General features: G+C 63.8%; 16 protein-coding genes. 3 read left to right on the top strand and 13 right to left on the bottom strand.

The annotated features are described in order from the left end of the window. Positions 1 to 31 precede the first annotated feature (31 nt). On the top strand, positions 32 to 349 hold the full coding sequence (locus OPV09_RS06000; RefSeq protein WP_034748852.1) for a c-type cytochrome: 318 nt from the start codon (positions 32 to 34) through the stop codon (positions 347 to 349). Positions 350 to 397: 48 nt separating this feature from the next. Then, positions 398 to 1,438, top strand: coding sequence for an FAD:protein FMN transferase (locus OPV09_RS05995; RefSeq protein ID WP_338680871.1), 1,041 nt, complete (start codon positions 398 to 400; stop codon positions 1,436 to 1,438). Positions 1,439 to 1,441: 3 nt separating this feature from the next. Here OPV09_RS05995 and OPV09_RS05990 read toward each other — a convergent pair whose 3' ends face one another. Further along, positions 1,442 to 2,215: a helix-turn-helix transcriptional regulator gene (locus tag OPV09_RS05990; protein WP_338680870.1), complete on the bottom strand. Its 774-nt coding sequence runs from the start codon at positions 2,213 to 2,215 to the stop codon at positions 1,442 to 1,444. A gap of 104 nt (positions 2,216 to 2,319) precedes the next feature. On the opposite strand from OPV09_RS05990, the gene OPV09_RS05985 reads away from it, so the two are divergent. Beyond that, entirely contained in the window at positions 2,320 to 3,087 is a 768-nt protein-coding gene (locus OPV09_RS05985; RefSeq protein ID WP_338680869.1) for a class I SAM-dependent methyltransferase, read from the top strand. 139 nt (positions 3,088 to 3,226) lie between these two features. Here the strand turns inward: OPV09_RS05985 and OPV09_RS05980 are convergent, their stop codons facing one another. From OPV09_RS05980 to OPV09_RS05925, 12 genes are all read right to left on the bottom strand, one after another. Continuing rightward, the gene (locus tag OPV09_RS05980) at positions 3,227 to 3,733 is read right to left on the bottom strand and encodes a peroxiredoxin (RefSeq protein WP_070305663.1); all 507 of its coding nucleotides are present in this window, start codon (positions 3,731 to 3,733) and stop codon (positions 3,227 to 3,229) included. 182 nt (positions 3,734 to 3,915) lie between these two features. After that, positions 3,916 to 5,124, bottom strand: coding sequence for a cell division protein FtsZ (ftsZ, locus tag OPV09_RS05975; protein ID WP_034748865.1), 1,209 nt, complete (start codon positions 5,122 to 5,124; stop codon positions 3,916 to 3,918). A gap of 154 nt (positions 5,125 to 5,278) precedes the next feature. Next, entirely contained in the window at positions 5,279 to 6,511 is a 1,233-nt protein-coding gene (gene ftsA, locus OPV09_RS05970; RefSeq protein ID WP_010394955.1) for a cell division protein FtsA, read from the bottom strand. Between the two features lie 45 nt (positions 6,512 to 6,556). Continuing rightward, the gene (locus OPV09_RS05965) at positions 6,557 to 7,369 is read right to left on the bottom strand and encodes a cell division protein FtsQ/DivIB (RefSeq protein WP_338680868.1); all 813 of its coding nucleotides are present in this window, start codon (positions 7,367 to 7,369) and stop codon (positions 6,557 to 6,559) included. A 1-nt stretch (position 7,370) separates the two neighbouring features. Next, positions 7,371 to 8,339 (bottom strand): D-alanine--D-alanine ligase, encoded by a 969-nt coding sequence (locus OPV09_RS05960; protein WP_051990971.1) that lies wholly within the window; start codon positions 8,337 to 8,339, stop codon positions 7,371 to 7,373. 1 nt (position 8,340) lies between these two features. After that, positions 8,341 to 9,744, bottom strand: coding sequence for a UDP-N-acetylmuramate--L-alanine ligase (murC, locus tag OPV09_RS05955; protein WP_034748872.1), 1,404 nt, complete (start codon positions 9,742 to 9,744; stop codon positions 8,341 to 8,343). A 10-nt stretch (positions 9,745 to 9,754) separates the two neighbouring features. Then, entirely contained in the window at positions 9,755 to 10,849 is a 1,095-nt protein-coding gene (murG, locus tag OPV09_RS05950) for an undecaprenyldiphospho-muramoylpentapeptide beta-N-acetylglucosaminyltransferase (protein ID WP_083293042.1), read from the bottom strand. Continuing rightward, entirely contained in the window at positions 10,846 to 12,057 is a 1,212-nt protein-coding gene (gene ftsW, locus OPV09_RS05945) for a putative lipid II flippase FtsW (protein ID WP_034748882.1), read from the bottom strand. The genes murG and ftsW overlap by 4 nt, the downstream gene beginning before the upstream one ends. Continuing rightward, a complete protein-coding gene (gene murD / locus OPV09_RS05940; RefSeq protein WP_338680867.1) occupies positions 12,057 to 13,613 on the bottom strand; it encodes a UDP-N-acetylmuramoyl-L-alanine--D-glutamate ligase in 1,557 nt (518 codons plus the stop codon). Before murD ends, ftsW begins: the two co-directional genes overlap by 1 nt. After that, positions 13,613 to 14,788, bottom strand: coding sequence for a phospho-N-acetylmuramoyl-pentapeptide-transferase (gene mraY, locus OPV09_RS05935; RefSeq protein ID WP_034748886.1), 1,176 nt, complete (start codon positions 14,786 to 14,788; stop codon positions 13,613 to 13,615). Before mraY ends, murD begins: the two co-directional genes overlap by 1 nt. A gap of 2 nt (positions 14,789 to 14,790) precedes the next feature. Then, the gene (locus OPV09_RS05930) at positions 14,791 to 16,221 is read right to left on the bottom strand and encodes a UDP-N-acetylmuramoyl-tripeptide--D-alanyl-D-alanine ligase (protein WP_338682235.1); all 1,431 of its coding nucleotides are present in this window, start codon (positions 16,219 to 16,221) and stop codon (positions 14,791 to 14,793) included. A gap of 11 nt (positions 16,222 to 16,232) precedes the next feature. Further along, positions 16,233 to 17,744 (bottom strand): UDP-N-acetylmuramoyl-L-alanyl-D-glutamate--2,6-diaminopimelate ligase, encoded by a 1,512-nt coding sequence (locus tag OPV09_RS05925; RefSeq protein ID WP_338680866.1) that lies wholly within the window; start codon positions 17,742 to 17,744, stop codon positions 16,233 to 16,235. Between the last annotated feature and the right edge of the window lie 7 nt (positions 17,745 to 17,751).

The following is a 17,751-nucleotide window of genomic DNA, read 5'->3' as shown; positions in this document are numbered from 1 at the left end:
TTGCCGACTTACTTTTGAAAAGAGACAGACCATGAAGAAACTACTTGCACTGGCAGCAATGCTGGCAGCCATCACCTCTGCCACCAGCGCCGCCGCCGCGCCGGACGCCGCCAAGGTTGAGAAAACCTACTCCACCACCTGCCTGGCCTGCCACGGCAGCGGCATCATGGGCGCGCCCAAGGTTGGCGACAAGGCGGGATGGAAACCGCGTATCGCCAAAGGCAAGCCGGCGCTGTACCTGAGCGCCATCAACGGCGTGAAAATGATGCCGCCACGCGGCGGCAATCCAGGCCTGAAGGATGATGAAGTGAAAGCACTGGTCGACTACATGGTCGCCAAGAGCAATTAAGACTGCTGGCCGCCGCCTGCGCGCGGCGGCCACACCCGGAGACATTCCATGTTTACCCGCACGCTGCTGGCGCTACTGCTGTTCCTGACTGCTTGTTCCGGCGAGGAACGCCTCTACAAAACCCGGGGCCACGTGTTCGGCACCACGGTCGACATCACCATCTACGGTGGTTCGCAGCAGCGCGCCGATCTGCTTGGCGCCGAGGTATTGAGAGAATTCGATCGCCTGCACCGTAAATTCCACGCGTGGGAGCCAAGCATGCTCACCGCCCTCAACGACAGCATCGCCAAAGGCGAGCCAATGCGCGCCGACGCTGAAATGGTCGGCCTGCTAAAATCGGCCGAGAAGCTGTCAGTGCGTTCCGGCCTGCTGTTCAACCCCACCATTGGGCATCTGATCAGGCTGTGGGGCTTCCAGAAAAACGACATCGGCGCGCAGGGACCGCCGGCCGCCGAGATCAAGCGCTGGGTCGACGCGCGGCCATCGCTGTCCGACCTGCGCTACAACGGCAACATCATCAGCAGCGTCAACCCTGCCGTCATGATCGACCTCGGCGGCTACGCCAAAGGTTACGCGCTCGACCGCGCCGCCGCGCTGCTGCGCGAAGCGCACGTCAAGGCGGCGCTGGTCAACATCGGTGGCAACGTCATCGCCATAGGCCAGCCCGGTGAACGACCGTGGCAGGTCGGCATCCGTGATCCGCGTGGCGCCGGGACAGTTGCGCAGATCGCTTTGCGCGACAACGAAGCGATCGGCACCAGCGGTGACTATGAACGCTACTTCATGAAGGACGGCAAGCGCCGCCCGCACATCATCGACCCGCGCAGCGGCTACCCGATCGATCTGGTCGCTTCGGTCACCATCATCGCCAGCGGCGGCCGCGCCCCTGGCCTGCGCTCGGACGGCCACTCCAAACCGCTGTTCATCACCGGCCCCCGAGACTGGCAAGCGCTGGCGGAAAAACTCGACCTGAAAGAAGTGCTGATGGTTGACGCCCAGCGCAATGTCCACATGACAGCAGCCATGCAAGCGCGCATTGCAGGTGCAGAGCGGCACGAGCACGCCGGGACCTGGCAAGCACGCGAGTGACGTCTACGACACAGGCAACAGCATCACCAGCTTCAGTTCATGCTGGCGCGCCAGGTGCAAGGTCACCTGATTGAAACTGAGCGCACCCTGCAGCGGATGCTGGAAGCTGCGCAAGCCGCCATCGCGCCCCAGTACTTGCTGCGCACTCCACCACAGCCGGAATTCCAGGCTGGCGCCGGCCAGTTCCGCGATCAGGCCGGCCAGCGGCGCCTGGTCCGCCTGCCGGCCGATATCGGCGCGGAACTCCGCCACCAGCCGCTGTGCCCGCTCGGGCCAGCCGACGACCAGGTCGCGCGCTCCAGGCTCCAGGAACATGAAGCGCAACTGGTTCGGTGCGCCGTCCCCGGCCTGCAGCCAGCCCGCAAACAAGGTGGACGCCGCGCCGTTCCACGCCACGGCGTTCCATGCGCGGTCGAGGATGTAGGCGGGCGCGTCAATGGCGGACACGATGGCGGCCAGTTCGGCTCTGGCAGGCCCACCGCCCTCGCCTGTCGCGTGGCTGGGGTCATGCTTGTCGGCCACCTCGAACAGATAGGCGCGCTCGGCCGCGCTCAGCTGCAGCACCTGCGCCAGGCGGGCCAGCATCTTGGCCGACGCCGACACGGGCCGCCCCTGCTCCAGCCACGTCAGCCACGTGGGACTGACGTCGCACAGCTGCGCCAACTCTTCGCGCCGCAAGCCCGGCGTGCGCCGCCGCCCGCCGCCGGGCAAGCCAGCCATGACGGGGGTGACGGCTTCGCGCCTGGCGCGGATGAATTCAGCAAGTTTGTTCGACATGAGATGGAAGCATGGTAGTGAATATACCAGTATAAGTTATGGTCTTGTTACAGGATAATTTTATCCCTATTCTGCAGGAACTCACCCATCACCAGGAGAAAACCATGCAGCAGCACGATGTCGTTACCGAACAGTTTGGCAAGACGGCCAACGCCTACCTGAGCAGCGCCGTCCACGCGCAAGGCGCCGACCTGGTGCTGATGCAGGAATGCGCGCGCCGCCACGGCAAGCCCGTCGTCCTGGACCTGGGCTGCGGCGCCGGCCACGCCAGCTTTGCCGTCGCCCCCGTGGCGCAATCGGTGGTCGCCTACGACCTGGCGCAGCCCATGCTCGACGTCGTCGACCACGCGAAGGTGCAGCGCGGCTTGCACAACATCAGCACGCAACAGGGCGACGTGGCGCGCCTGCCGTTTGCCGACGCCAGCTTCGACATGGTCGTCACGCGCTTTTCCGCGCACCACTGGAACGACGTGGCTGCGGCCCTCGCGGAAGCGTGGCGCGTGCTGCGTCCGAACGGCACCTTGCTGGTGGTCGACATCGTCGCGCCCAAGACAGCCCTGTACGACAGCACCTTGCAGGCGGTGGAAATGCTGCGCGATGCTTCCCACGTGCGCGACTACCGCACCTGCGAATGGGGCGCCAAATTCAACAACGCGGGATTCACGCACAGCTTGCGCAGCGTGTGGAAACTGACGATGCAGTTCGACGAATGGGTGGCGCGCATGCGCACACCAAGCGAAAGAGTGGCAGCCATCCGCAACCTGTTCGATGGCGCGCCCGAGGAAGCGCGCCAGTATTTCGCGCTGCAGGACGATTATTCCTTCGATATCGACGCGGCCATGTTCGAGGCGACAAAACCGGTGGTGCAATAAAAAAACGGCGCCAACATGGCGCCGTTTTTTTACATCGTAGGTCGGATTAGCGCGTAGCGCGTAATCCGACAACACCACGAAGGCGTCAACAATATTGTCGGATTACGGCGCTTTGCGCCTAATCCAACCTACGCCACGATTATTTCAGCTGGCCCAGCAGCGTCTCGGCATTCGACACTTCAAACTTGCCGCCTTGCTCGACGTTCAATTGCGTCACGACGCCATTGTCGACCAGCATCGAGTAGCGCTGCGAGCGCGTGCCCATGCCGTGCTTGGAGAAATCGGCGTCCAGGCCCAGTGCCTTGCTGTAAGCGGCATTGCCGTCAGCCATCATGCGCACGACGCCGGTGGCTTTCTGGTCGCGGCCCCAAGCGCCCATCACGAACGCATCGTTGACGGAGATGCACCAGATTTCATCGACGCCCTTGGCTTTCAGGTCGGCAGCGTGCTGCACGTAGCCTGGCACGTGCTGTGCGGAGCAGGTCGGGGTGTAGGCGCCTGGCAGGCCGAAGATGGCGATCTTCTTGCCCTTGACCAGGTCTTGCACGTTGAACGTGTTCGGGCCCAATGCGCAACCTTCGGTTTCGCTTTCGATGAATTCGGCCAGGGTGCCTTCTGGCAGGGTGTCGCCGATCTTGATGGTCATGTTGACTCCTTGTGTACTGTCGGTTGAGGGTTCTGCCGGCATGATGCCGACACTGCGCGATAGTATGCCTGACTTGCCGTATTTGTGCAGAAAATGGCCGGAAAGGCAAAGTCAAAAGTCAAAAGCCGGAAAAAAAACGGCGGCCCTCAGGCCGCCGTCATCTTTACTGACATCAGATCACCTTAATCCGCTTGCTTGCGCAGGAAAGCAGGAATGTCGTACGTCTCCATGCCATTCTTTTCCATCGCGCGCACTTGCTCGGAAGCCGATTCGCGGCGCCATACTGCAGGCGCCTTCATGCCGTCGAAACCGGCGGCCGGCGTGGCCACGCCCACCGTCGTCGTCGCCGCTTGCGCGCTACCCATGGCAGCCGACGGGGTCAGCGGGCTGTTGTGGGTACCGGTGCGCAGCACTTGCTGCGGTACCAGCTGGATGTTTTTCTTCGCGCGGCCCAGGCCCGTGGCCACCACGGTCACGCGGATGTCGTCGCCCATGGCGTCGTCGTAGGCGATACCTTGCGCGATCGACGCGTCCGGCGCGGCAAACGCGCGCACGGCAGCCATGACTTCCTTGATCTCTTTACCTTTCAAGCCACGGCTGGCCGTGACGTTGACCAGCACGCCGCGCGCGCCGGACAGATCGATGCCATCGAGCAGCGGCGAAGCGACAGCCTGTTCGGCGGCGATGCGCGCGCGGTCGACGCCGGAAGCCGTCGCCGTACCCATCATGGCCTTGCCCTGCTCGCCCATGATGGTTTTCACGTCGTTGAAGTCGACGTTGATATGGCCAGGCACGTTGATGATCTCGGCAATGCCGGCCACCGCGTTGTTGAGCACATCATCGGCGTGCTGCATCCATTCCAGCATGCTTTCGTCTTCGTAGATCTCTTCCAGTTTTTCATTGAGGATGATGATCAGCGAATCGACGTGCAGGGACAGCTGCTCCAGGCCTTCGTCGGCAATGTCCATGCACTTCTGGCCTTCGTACGAGAATGGCTTGGAGACCACGGCCACCGTCAGCGCGCCCAATTCCTTGGCCACTTCGGCCACTATGGGGGCGGCGCCCGTACCGGTGCCGCCGCCCATGCCGGCGGCGATGAAGACCATGTGCGCGCCGCGCAGCGAATCGGCGATGCGCGTGCGCGACTCTTCGGCCAGCTGGCGGCCGACGGCAGGCTTCATGCCTGCGCCCAGACCGGTATCGCCGATCTGGATGATGTTGTGGGCCTTCGATGTCGACAGGGCCTGTGCGTCGGTGTTGGCGGCAATGAATTCCACGCCCGACATGCCTTTGTTGATCATGTGTTGGACTGCATTGCCACCCGCACCGCCGACGCCGACGACCTTGATGACGGTACCTAAAGCTGTGTTATCGACCATATCGAACTCCATGATGTGCTCCTATCAGATGCGGTTTCCAAGCGCCAGGCCTCATATTGGTAGGAGAACTGGAGATTGAAAACTGCGGTTAAATATAAAATTAAGTTATGTGTGTGTACCTGCGATGCTGCCAAAAAACCTGTACTGCCGGGCGTAAATCATGCCCTTAAAAATTCCCTAAAAACCATTCCTTCATGCGCTGCCAGACTGCCTTCACCGAGCCGTCCTGACGCGTCACGATGTGGCCGCGCAGGTATTGCTTCTTCGCCTCAAGCAGCAGGCCCAATACCGTGGCATAGCGCGGACTGCGCACCACGTCGGCCAGCTGGCCCCGATACTCGGGCGTGCCAAGGCGCGCCGGTTTCAGGAAAATGTCTTCCGCCATTTCCACCATGCCGGGCATGATGGACGTGCCGCCCGTGAGCACGATGCCCGACGACAGCACGCCTTCGTAACCGGATTCGCGCACCACCTGGTGCACCATGGCGAACAGCTCCTCGACGCGCGGCTCGATCACTGCCGCCAGCGCCTGGCGCGACAGGTTGCGCGGGCCGCGGTCGCCCAGGCCAGGCACCTCCAGCGATTCGCCGGGGTCGGCCAGGACCTGCTTGGCCACGCCATAGCGGATCTTGATTTCTTCCGCTTCCGCGGTCGGGGTACGCAAGGCCATGGCGATGTCGTTGGTGATCTGGTCGCCGGCGATGGGAATGACTGCCGTATGGCGGATCGCGCCATCGGAGAATACCGCCACATCAGTCGTGCCGCCGCCGATGTCGATCAGCACCACGCCCAGTTCCTTCTCGTCGGGCGTGAGCACGGCATCGGCGGACGCCATCGGCTGCAGAATCAGGTCCGACACTTCCAGGCCGCAGCGGCGCACGCACTTGACGATGTTCTGCACCGCCGACACGGCGCCGGTGACGATATGCACCTTCACCTCCAGGCGGATGCCGCTCATGCCGATAGGCTCGCGCACATCTTCCTGGCTGTCGACGATGAACTCTTGCGGCACCGTGTGCAGCAATTGCTGATCGGTCGGAATGTTAACCGCTTTTGCCGTCTCGATGACGCGCGCCACGTCGGTCGCCGTCACTTCCTTGTCCTTGATGGCCACCATGCCGCTGGAATTGAAGCTGCGGATATGGCTGCCCGCAATGCCCGCGTACACATTGCGGATCTTGCAGTCGGCCATCAGCTCGGCCTCTTCCAGCGCGCGCTGGATGGACTCCACCGTGGCCTCGATATTGACCACCACGCCCTTTTTCAGGCCCTTCGATTCGTGCTGGCCCAGCCCGATCACTTCGTGGCGCCCGTCGGACATCACTTCGGCTACCACCGCCACCACTTTCGAGGTGCCGATGTCGAGGCCGACGATCAGGTTTTTCGCGTCTTTTGTCATTTCTTTCGCCTAGTTTTTTGGGCTATTAATTAATTGGGTATTCGGTTAAGCCGGTTTTTTAATCGGACTGCTGTTTTTCTTCTTGATCACTGGCTTGCCATCCTTGCCTTCGGCCGGTATCACCAGGCCGGCGGAACTGAGCGCCAGGCCATTCTGGTAGCGCATATCGATCGTGTCGATATTTTCCAGCCGGCTCGCCAGCTGCGGGTAGATGCCCACCAGCCGGTCGACCCGCGCCTTCAGGGTCGTATGATTCTGCTCGCGTCCCAGCGCCACGCTCATGCCGTTATTCAGTTTCACGGTCCACGCATAGCGGCTCGACAGCGACAGGGTTTCCGGCACCATCTTCAGCGGCGCAAACCACTTTGCCAGCTGCACGTAGGTGGCCAATACTTCTTTTTCGCTGCCATCGGGACCGGCAAACGCAGGCAATTCATGGTCGTCTTCGGCTTCGGCCACGTTCGCCGTAAACACGTCGCCCTTGACCGACAGCAGGCGTCCATCCTCGCCCCAGGTGCCCAGCGCTTCGTGTTCTTCCAGCGCCACGATCAGCTGGTTCGGCCACTCGCGCCGCACGCTGGCACGGCGTACCCAGGGCACCAATTCGAACACGCCGCGCACGCTATCGAGGTTGGTCGTGAAAAAATTGCCCTTGATGCGGCCCAAAGTGCCGCTGCGCAGGGTCAGGTAATTCACGTGGCGCAGGCCCTTGTCGTCCGCGCTTTCCACCTTGATCGTGCGCAGGTCGAACATGGGACGCTGCGACACCCACCAGACGCCGGCGGCCACGCACACGACCAGAACCGCGGCCAGCAAGCCGTTGGCAGTCGTATTGAGGCTTTTAGCGTCATGCCACATATCAGTGCTGTCCCTTGTGCATTTTCAGACGCGCGCCAGCGACGATTTCCAGGCACAGGTCTTCATAGCTGATGCCCACCGCGCGCGCCGCCATCGGCACGAGCGAGTGCCCCGTCATGCCGGGCGAGGTATTGACTTCCAGCAGGAACAGCTTGCTGTCGGCCGCGCGCATCAGCACGTCCACCCGTCCCCAGCCTTCGCAACCAAGGGCGCGGTAGGCTGCCACGGCGATGCGTTCCATCTCCGCCACGATTGCCGGGTCCAGCTGCGGCGGGCAAAAATACTGCGTGTCGTCCGTGAAGTACTTGTTCTGGTAATCGTAATTGCCTTGCGGCGCGACGATCTCGATCGGCGGCAGCGCGCGCGCCGTGGCGCCCTTGCCCAGGATCGCGACGGTGAACTCGCGGCCCTTGACGAATTCCTCGGCCAGCACGGAATCATCGAGGCCGGCGGCGATATCGTAGGCAGCCTGGAAGGCCGATGCCTCGTTGACCGTGGTGATGCCGATGCTCGAACCTTCATGCGGCGGCTTGACGATCAGCGGCAAGCCCAGTTCCGCGGCGACCTTGGCCAGGTCGGAGCTGTCATCGAGCACTGCGTACTTCGGCGTAGGCAGTTGATGCATCAGCCAGATCATCTTGGTGTAAATCTTGTCCATGCCCACCGCGCAAGCCATCACGCCGCTGCCCGTGTAGGGAATGCCCAGCTGTTCCAGCGCGCCCTGCAGGCTGCCGTCTTCGCCGAAGCGGCCGTGCAGCGCGATGAAGACGCGGTCGAATTTTTCAGCGGCCAGTTCGGCCAGGCTGCGTTCGCCCGTGTCGAACGCATGCGCGTCCACGCCGCGGCTTGTCAACGCGGCCAGCACGCCCGTGCCGGACATCAGCGACACTTCGCGCTCGGCCGAGCTGCCGCCGAACAGGACGCCAACCTTGCCCAATTGTTTTACATCGATAGCTGAAGCTTGGTTCACATCAGGCCTTTACAGTGTTGGATGGATACGTAGTCAGTTGTTGCGGGATGCCGCTGATGGAGCCCGCGCCCATGGTCAGCACGACGTCGCCGTCGCGCGCCACGCTCATGATGGTGTCGGCCATGTCCTTCATGGACTCGACGAAAATCGGTTCGATCTTGCCGCGCGCGCGCAGCGCATGCGCCAGGGCGCGGCCGTCGGCGGCGACGATGGGCGCTTCGCCCGCCGCATACACCTCCGACAAGAGCAGCACGTCGGGCGCGCCCAGCACCTTGACGAAATCCTCGAACAGGTCGCGCGTGCGGCTGTAGCGGTGCGGCTGGAACGCCAGCACGAGGCGGCGGCCAGGATAGGCGGCGCGCGCGGCGGCCAGGGTCACTTCCGTTTCCACCGGATGGTGGCCGAAATCGTCGACCAGCGCGAAGCTGCCGCCGTTCGGCAGCGCCACGTCGCCATAGCGCGTGAAGCGGCGGCCCACGCCGGAGAACTCGGCCAGGCCTTGCTGCGTGGCGCTGTCGGCGATGCCGATTTCACGCGCGATGGCGATCGCCGAACAGGCATTCTGCACATTGTGCATGCCAGGCTGGTTCAGTACCACGTCCAGGTCCGGATAGCCTTCCTGCAGCACGGTAAAGTGCATTTCCAGGCCCACGGCGCGTGCGTTGATGGCGCGCACTTGCGCGTCTTCCGCGAAACCGTAGGTGGTGACGGGCTTGGTGACGGACGGGATGATGGCGCGCACGTGCGGATCGTCGATGCACAGCATGGCGCGGCCATAGAAAGGCAAGCGGTGCGTGAATTGCACGAAGGCCTGCTTGAGCTTTTCGAAATCGTGCTCGTAGGTGTCCATGTGATCGGCGTCGATATTCGTGATCACTTCGATCATCGGCGTCAGGTTCAGGAACGAGGCGTCCGATTCATCGGCTTCGGCCACCAGGTAGTCGCCCGAGCCCAGCTTGGCATTCGCGCCGGCGCTGGTCAGGCGGCCGCCGATCACAAAAGTAGGATCGAGACCGCCCTGCGCCAGCACAGAAGCGACCAGGCTGGTCGTCGTCGTCTTGCCGTGGGTGCCGGCAATCGCAATGCCGCGTTTCAAACGCATCAACTCGCCCAGCATCACTGCGCGCGGCACCAGCGGGATCTTGCGCGCACGCGCGGCCGCCACTTCCGGATTGTCTTGCGGGACGGCGCCCGACGTGACCACCGCATCGGCGTCGCCAATGTTCTCGGCCGCGTGGCCGAGCATGACGGTCGCGCCCAGGCTCGCCAGGCGCTGCGTCGCCGCATTGCTGCCCAGGTCGGAGCCCGACACCTTGTAGCCGAGGTTGACCAGCACTTCGGCGATGCCGCTCATGCCGCTGCCGCCAATGCCGACAAAGTGGATATTGTTTACTTTATGCTTCACAGAGCTAACCTCATGCCAGTTTTTCCAATACGTGTGCGATCGCCTCATTGGCGTCGCGCTTGCCTGCTGCCAGTGCCGCTTGCGCCATGTGCTGGCAGGTATCCCGCGTCAAGGACGCCAGCAATGTGCTCAGCGACGCCGCACTCATTTCCGTTTGCGGCAGATGAATCGCCGCGCCTTGTTTTGCCATCCATTGCGCGTTGTCGCGCTGGTGGCTGGTGGTCGACGCCACCAGCGGCACGAGCACGCTGGCCACGCCGGCCGCCGTCAATTCCGACAGGGTGATGGCGCCTGCGCGGCAAATCACCAGGTCGGCCTCGGTATATGCCTTGGCCATGTCGTCGATGAAGTCGACCACATTGGCTTGCACGCCCGCCTGCGCATACGCGGCATGCAGGGCGTCGATATTCTTCTTGCCCGACTGGTGCGTCACCAGCGGGCGTTCGCCCTCCGGCATCAGCGCCAGCGCGGCGGGCAGATTGTCGTTCAGCGCTTTCGCGCCCAGGCTGCCGCCCACCACGAGGATGCGCAGCGGTCCGCTGCGGCCCGCGAAGCGAAGCGCCGGCGGCGCCATCGCGAGGATCTCGGCGCGCACGGGATTGCCCGTCACGACGGCCTTGCCGGCGGCGCTGCCGAAATCGGCAGGGAAACCAAAGCACACCTGCTGCGCCAGCGGCACCAGGGTCTTGTTCGACAGCAGCAGCGCCGCGTCGGCATTGACCAGCACCAGCGGCACGCCCTTGAGGCGCGCCATCAGGCCGCCCGGCACGGTGACGTAGCCGCCCATGCCCATCACCACGTCCGGCTTGCGGCGCGCGATGAAGCGGCGGATGGCAAAGAAGCTGGCCAGCATCTTGAAGCCGCCCTTGACCGTGTGCGCCAGGCCCTTGCCGCGCATGCCCGAGAACGCAATGGCGTCCATGGGAATGCCGCTTTTCGGCACCAGGTCCTGCTCCATGCCGTGGGTCGTGCCCAGCCAGCTCACTTCCCAGCCGCGCGCGCGCATCGTCTGCGCAATCGCCAGGCCCGGGAAGATATGGCCGCCGGTGCCGGCCGCCATGATCATCAGTCTTTTCGTCGTTTTCAAGTTTGTCACGTTGTTCATAACCGGCCTCCGCGCATGAGGATCCGGTTTTCGTAATCGATGCGCAGCAAAATCGCCAGGCCGATACAGTTAATCAGTACGCCCGTGCCGCCATAACTCATCAGGGGCAAGGTCAGGCCCTTGGTCGGCAGCAGGCCCAGGTTCACGCCCATGTTGATGAAGGTCTGCACGCCGATCCAGATGGCGATGCCCTTCGCCGTCAGGCCCGCAAAGGTCTGGTCGATGGCGATCGCCTGGCGGCCGATGTCGAACGCGCGCTTGATAATCCAGTAGAACATGCCGATCACGATCAGCACGCCAACCAGGCCCAGTTCCTCGCCGATCACGGCCAGCAAGAAGTCCGTATGCGCTTCGGGCAGGTAATGCAGTTTTTCCACGCTGCCGCCCAGGCCCACGCCAAACAGTTCGCCGCGCCCGAAGGCGATCAAGGAATGCGTCAGCTGGTAAGCCTTGTTCAGCGCATTGTCTTCCTGCCACGGATCGAGATACGCAAAAAACCGCTCGCGGCGGAATTTCGACAAGGCGATGATGGTGACGAAGATCGCCGTCAGCATGGCGCCGATGCCGCCGAACCAGATGGCGTTGACGCCGCCCAGAAACAAAATACCCATGGCGATGCAGACGATCACGCCGAAGGCGCCCAGGTCGGGCTCCATCAGCAGCAGCAAGCCGACGAAGCTCACGGCCAGCGCCATCGGCATGAAGCCCTTGGTCAGCTTGTGCATATATTCCTGCTTGCGCACCGTGTAGTCGGCCGCATACAGCACCATCACCACCTTCATCAGCTCGGACGGCTGCGGCCGCAGGCCCGGCAGGTTCAGCCAGCGGCGACCGCCGTTGACCGACACGCCCAGGCCCGGTATCAGCACCATTACCAGCAGCACCAGGGTGCCGATGAACAGCCACGGCGCGATCTTTTGCCAGGTGGCGACGGGGATGCGGAACACCAGCGCGCCAACGATGATCGAAATACCGATGAACAGCGCCTGGCGCACGACAAAGTAATTGTTCGTATAGGCGGCAAACTTGCGCGCGTCCGACAGCGAGATCGACGCCGAATACACCATCACCATGCCCAGCAACATGAGCAGCAGGACCACCCACACCAGCGGCTTGTCGTAGTCCATCATCTTCGACTGCCGCGCGCGGCTATCCAGCGGCTTGGCAGCCGAGCCGGAACCAAAGCTGAAGGGCAGTTGGAAGGCCATCAGATATCCTGTCCGTTTTCCAGGGCGATGTCGCGCACGGCGTCGACAAACACCTGCGCGCGGTGCGCATAGTTCTTGAACATGTCCAGGCTGGCGCACGCGGGCGACAGCAGCACGGCATCGCCGGCCAGCGCCAGGCTGCTGGCGCGCTTGACGGCTTCCGGCAAGGTGGCGCAGTCGACGATGTCCACGCCGGCCGGCTCGAGGGCCGCGCGCAGCGCAGGCGCATCGCGCCCGATCAGCACCACGGCGCGCACGTAGCGCGACACGGGTTCGGCCAGCGGCGAGAAATCCTGTCCCTTGCCGTCGCCGCCGGCGATCAGCACCAGACGCTGTTCCGCGCCGCCAAACGCCTTGCCCAGGCCGAACAGGGCCGCCACCGTCGCGCCCACGTTCGTGCCCTTGCTGTCGTCGTAGTATTCGACTTCATTGACGGCCGTGATCAGCTCCACGCGGTGCGGCTCGCCCTGGTATTCGCGCAAGCCGTGCAGCAGCGGCGCGAATGGCAAGCCGATGGCGCGGCACAGGGCCAGCGCCGCCAGCGCATTCGACGCATTGTGCTGGCCGCGGATTTTCAGCGCGTCGGCCGGCATCAGTTTTTTCGCCATCGTCGGCACCGGTTCCGGTGCCGGATCGTTCTTCTTGCGCTTTTTCTCGATCACTTCTTCGCTGGGCACGGCTTGCGCCAGCCAGAAGATGCCGCGTTCATTGACGAGGCCAAAGCTGTCCACGTCCACCGGTTCGCCCGTGCCGAAGGTGATCGTCTCGGCCAGCGGATCGGCCATGTGCATGACGGCCGCATCGTCGCGGTTCAATATACGCACGGTCTGCTCGCCGAAGATGCGCGCCTTGTCGGCTGCGTAGGTGGCCATGTCGCCATGCCAGTCCAGGTGGTCCTGCGACAGGTTCAAGACCGTGGCCGCATCGGCCTGCAGGCTGAACGTCGTGTGCAGCTGGAAGCTGGACAATTCCAGGATCCAGGCTTGCGGCAAGCTGCTGGCGACGGGTTCCGCCGCTTCTTCTCCTTCAGCCACAGGCTGCGGCGCCGGTTCGGCGTCAAGCACTTCGCGCAGCACGTCGAGCGCGGCCGGGCTGATATTGCCGGCCACGCGCGTGGCCAGGCCCGCGCGCTCGCACAGCAGGCCCACCAGGCTGGTCACCGTCGTCTTGCCGTTGGTGCCCGTGATGGCGATGACTTTCGGCGCATAGCCGCGTTCCGCCTTCAAGGCGGCCAGCGCCTGTGCGAACAGTTCGATCTCGCCCCACACGGGGATATTTTTTTCAGCAGCGGCCGGCGCGATGTGCGCCAGTTCGCGGCCCGGCGCCAGGCCAGGGCTGACGGCGACGAAATCGACGCCATCGAGCAGGTCGGCCGTGAAGGCGCCGGCGATGAACTGCGCCTGCGGCACGGCGGCCTGCAGCACGGCCAGGCGCTCAGGGGTTTCCCTTGTATCTGCCACGCGGACTAAAGCACCGCTGCGGGCCAGCCACAGGGCCATGGCCAGCCCCGATTCGCCGAGGCCCAGTACCAGTGCGGTTTTAGCGTCGTACATCATCAGCGCAGCTTCAAGGTGGTCAGGCCGAGCAGCACCAGCATCATGGTGATGATCCAGAAACGCACGACAACCTGCGTCTCCTTCCAGCCTTTTTGTTCAAAATGGTGATGCAATGGCGCCATCAGGAAGACGCGGCGGCCGGCGCCATAGCGCTTCTTCGTGTACTTGAACCAGACGACCTGGATGATCACGGACAGCGTTTCGACGACGAAGATGCCGCCCATGATGAACAGGACGATTTCCTGGCGCACGATGACGGCGATGGTGCCCAGTGCGCCGCCCAGAGCCAGCGCGCCCACGTCGCCCATGAACACTTTCGCGGGGTGCGTGTTATACCAGAGGAAGGCCAGGCCGGAACCGGCCAGCGCGCCGCAGAAGATCACCAGTTCGCCGGCGCCCGGGATGTGCGGGATGAACAGGTAGCGCGCATACGTGGCGTTACCCGTCAGGTAGGCGAACAGGCCCAGGGCCGTGCCGACCATTACAGTCGGCATGATGGCCAGGCCATCGAGACCATCGGTAAAATTGACGGCGTTGCTGGTGCCGACGATGACGCAATAGGTCAGCGCGATGAAGCCCCACACGCCCAGCGGATAGCTGATGGTCTTGAAGAACGGGACGATCAGGTCGGCCTTCGGCGGCAGGTCCATGGCGAAGCCCGACTGCACCCAGGCGTAGATCAGATTCCACACGTGGCCCGCGTCAGGCTCCGACACGGAGACGGAAAACGCCAGGTAAAACGCGGCGACGATGCCGATCAGCGACTGCCAGAAGTATTTTTCGCGCGAGCGCATGCCTTCCGGATCCTGGTGCACCACCTTGCGGTAGTCGTCGGCCCAGCCGACGGCGCCAAAGCCCAGGGTGACGATCAAGACCGGCCAGATGAAGCGGTTCGACAGGTCGGCCCACAGCAGGGTGGAAATGCCGATGGCGATGAGAATCAGTACACCGCCCATGGTGGGCGTGCCGTGTTTTTTCAGATGCGTTTGCGGGCCGTCCGTACGCACGGCCTGGCCGACCTTCATGCGCGTGAGCATGCGGATCACGGCGGGACCGGCGCACAGGCCGATCAAAATCGCCGTCAAGGTGGCGAAGACGGCGCGGAACGTGATGAAGTTAAAGACCCGCAGTGGGCCAATGTCGTCCTGGAAATAATGAGCGAGCCAGAGCAGCATGATTAGTGAGCTTCCTTGTTATTGTTGTTTGAACCAATCAAATGCTGCACGGCCCGTTCCATCTTCATGAAACGGGAGCCCTTGATTAATACTGTTGCATCCGAACGGCCGGACAAATGCGCATCGAGCGCCGCCAGCAAACCGTCGAACTGTTCGAAATATTCCACGACCGTGCCCGATTCCTGGCTCGCGGCAGCTTGCGCCGGATTGACCAGATGGCGCGCCAGGCCGCCCGTCGCCAGCACGTGTTCGATGCCTTTGGCGGCGGCGTAGGCGCCGATCTCTTCGTGGAACTGCTGCCCCTGCGTGCCGACCTCGCCCATCTCGCCCAGCACCAGGATGCGCGGTGCCGCGGCCTGCGCCAGCACATCGATGGCCGCGCGCGCCGAATCCGGATTGGCGTTATACGTGTCGTCGATGATGGTGGCGCCATTGGCGGCACGTTTTTTCTGCAGACGGCCATTCACGGGAGAAAACGCCTCCAGGCCCTGCTTGATATGTTCGATGGCGATGCCGGCGCCGACGGCGCATGCCACGGCGGCCAGCGCATTGCGCACATTATGTTCACCGGCCGCCTGCAAGCCGACAAAGAACTGGCGCAGACTGCCGTCCTGCGCGCGCACGCTGACGAACAGGTCGCTGCCAAAATCCTCGGCGGCGCGGTGCGTGCAGCTGACGTCGGCGTCTTTCGACAGGCCGAAGGTGATGACGGCACGCGCGCCGGCCAGCTCGCGCCACACGGGCGTGAATTCGTCGCCATGCGGGAAGACGGCCACGCCGTCGTCTGACAGGGCCGCCAGCGCGGCGCCGTTCTCGCGCGCCACGGCTTCCACCGTATGCATGAATTCCTGATGTTCGCGCTGCGCGTTGTTGACCATCGCCAGGGTCGGCGCGGCAATCGCGGCCAGGCGGGCGATCTCGCCCGGATGGTTCATGCCCATCTCGATGACGGCCGCCTTGTGTTCTTCATTCAGACGGAACAGGGTCAGTGGCACGCCGATCTCGTTATTCAGGTTGCCGCGCGTAGCCAGGCGCGCTTCTTCGCCAAAGGCCGCGGCCAGGATGGACGAAATCATCTCCTTGACGGTGGTCTTGCCATTGCTGCCAGTGACGCCGATGACAGGTACATTGAAGCGGCGGCGCCAATGGTTGGCGATGCGACCCAGCGCGACCAGGGTATCGGCCACCACGATGGCCGGCACCTTGCCGCTGTCCCAGCCATCAGGCAGGCGCTCGACCACCACGGCGGCAACGCCGCGCGCGGCCACCTGATCGAGAAAGTCGTGCGCGTCGAAACTCTCGCCGCGCAGGGCGACGAACAGCGAGCCGGCAGGGGCGCTGCGGCTGTCGGTGGACACGCCGTCAAAAACGGCGTCGCCCGTCAGCTGCGCACCTTGCAGCGATGGCATCAGTTCCGTCAGGCTTGCGTGCATCAGGCGATCCATCAGTTCGTCCTCATCATCGTCAGGCGCGCGGACAGGGCCAGCTGCGCATGGTCGGCGTCGGAGAACGGCAGTTTCTTGCCCTTGATTTCCTGGTACGGCTCATGGCCCTTGCCCGCCAACAGGATCACGTCCGGCTTGGCCGCGTGCTTGATGGCCGACAGGATCGCGGCGGCGCGGTCTTCGATGGCTTGCGGCTGCGGGCCGTCTGCGCGCATGCCGGCGACGATCTGCGCGATGATGGCGTGCGGATCTTCACTACGCGGATTGTCGCTGGTGACGAGCACGTGATCGGCCAGCTGCGCGATGGCCCCCATCTGCGGACGCTTGCCCGGATCGCGGTCGCCGCCGCAGCCGAACACGCACCACAGCTGGCCGCCACGCTCCTGCGCCACCTGGCGCAAGGCAGCCAGGGTTTTTTCCAGCGCGTCCGGCGTATGCGCGTAATCGATGACGACCATCGGCGCTTCCTGGCCGCCCACCTGCTGCATGCGACCCGGGGCCGGCTGCAGCGATTCGATGCCGTCGATGGCCGCGCGCAGGCCGGTGCCGTGCGCCAGCAAGGCGCCCAGCACTGCCAGCGCGTTGCTGATATTGAAGTGGCCCACCAGCTGCGTCTTGACCAGCGCTACACCCAGCGGGCATTCCAGATGGAAGTCGGTACCGGCATTGCGGCTGCGGAACTGGCTGGCGCGCAGCATCAGCACACCCGGCAAGTCGGGCAAGGCTGCCGCATCCTGCAAGGTGTAGCCGATGACGGGATATTCGCCGGACAGCTTGCCATCCACGTGACGCACGAGGCGCAGGCCCATGGGGTCGTCCAGGTTGATGACGGCCGTTTTCAGGCCGGGCCAGTCGAACAGTTTGACTTTGGCCGCCTCGTAAGCCGCCATGTCGCCATGGTAGTCGAGGTGGTCGCGCGTCAGATTGGTAAACATGGCGACATCGAAATGCATGCCGGCCGCGCGGTCCTGGTCCAGGCCGATCGACGACACTTCGATGGCAACGGCCTTGGCGCCTGCGTCGCGCATCGCGGCCAGTTTGCGCGCCAGCAGCACGGCGTCCGGCGTCGTGTAGCCGGTGACGTCGAATTCGATGGCGCCGCGCGGCTTGCACAGGCCGACGCCCAACGTCCCGATGACGGACGATGTTTCACCCAGGCGCGCCAGCGCTTGCGCCAGCCACAGCGCGCACGAGGTCTTGCCATTCGTGCCCGTCACGCCGGCGCTGAACATGGCGCTGTCGGGCATGCCGTAAAAAGCATGCGCCACGGGGCCGGCCAGGCGTTTCAGGTCGCTGACCAGCAGGTGCGGCACTTCGCTCCATGCGGCGTTCCATTCCACGGCGTCATGCACGATGGCGGCGGCGCCCTGCTCGATGGCGGCGGCGATGAAATCGGTGGCGCCCGCATAGGCGAAAAACACGTCGCCGCGCTGCACGCGGCGCGAATCGGACGTCAGCTGCCCGGACGGGGCAGCCGTTTTGATCCACAAACTGATGTCTTGTATGGTCATGAGTGAC

It is taken from the genome of Janthinobacterium sp. TB1-E2 (assembly GCF_036885605.1).
GTDB lineage: Bacteria > Pseudomonadota > Gammaproteobacteria > Burkholderiales > Burkholderiaceae_D > Janthinobacterium > Janthinobacterium aestuarii.
This window is presented reverse-complemented; position numbering and strand designations above follow the sequence as displayed.

What these genes read in the sequence shown, in the direction of transcription:
- OPV09_RS06000 (WP_034748852.1), top strand. Translation starts at nt 32, where the DNA reads ATGAAGAAACTACTTGCACTGGCAGCAATGCTGGCAGCCATCACCTCT.
- OPV09_RS05995 (WP_338680871.1), top strand. Translation starts at nt 398, where the DNA reads ATGTTTACCCGCACGCTGCTGGCGCTACTGCTGTTCCTGACTGCTTGT.
- OPV09_RS05990 (WP_338680870.1), bottom strand. Translation starts at nt 2,215, where the DNA reads ATGTCGAACAAACTTGCTGAATTCATCCGCGCCAGGCGCGAAGCCGTC.
- OPV09_RS05985 (WP_338680869.1), top strand. Translation starts at nt 2,320, where the DNA reads ATGCAGCAGCACGATGTCGTTACCGAACAGTTTGGCAAGACGGCCAAC.
- OPV09_RS05980 (WP_070305663.1), bottom strand. Translation starts at nt 3,733, where the DNA reads ATGACCATCAAGATCGGCGACACCCTGCCAGAAGGCACCCTGGCCGAA.
- ftsZ (WP_034748865.1), bottom strand. Translation starts at nt 5,124, where the DNA reads ATGGAGTTCGATATGGTCGATAACACAGCTTTAGGTACCGTCATCAAG.
- ftsA (WP_010394955.1), bottom strand. Translation starts at nt 6,511, where the DNA reads ATGACAAAAGACGCGAAAAACCTGATCGTCGGCCTCGACATCGGCACC.
- OPV09_RS05965 (WP_338680868.1), bottom strand. Translation starts at nt 7,369, where the DNA reads ATGTGGCATGACGCTAAAAGCCTCAATACGACTGCCAACGGCTTGCTG.
- murG (WP_083293042.1), bottom strand. Translation starts at nt 10,849, where the DNA reads ATGAACAACGTGACAAACTTGAAAACGACGAAAAGACTGATGATCATG.
- ftsW (WP_034748882.1), bottom strand. Translation starts at nt 12,057, where the DNA reads ATGGCCTTCCAACTGCCCTTCAGCTTTGGTTCCGGCTCGGCTGCCAAG.
- murD (WP_338680867.1), bottom strand. Translation starts at nt 13,613, where the DNA reads ATGATGTACGACGCTAAAACCGCACTGGTACTGGGCCTCGGCGAATCG.
- mraY (WP_034748886.1), bottom strand. Translation starts at nt 14,788, where the DNA reads ATGCTGCTCTGGCTCGCTCATTATTTCCAGGACGACATTGGCCCACTG.
- OPV09_RS05930 (WP_338682235.1), bottom strand. Translation starts at nt 16,221, where the DNA reads ATGCACGCAAGCCTGACGGAACTGATGCCATCGCTGCAAGGTGCGCAG.
- OPV09_RS05925 (WP_338680866.1), bottom strand. Translation starts at nt 17,744, where the DNA reads ATGACCATACAAGACATCAGTTTGTGGATCAAAACGGCTGCCCCGTCC.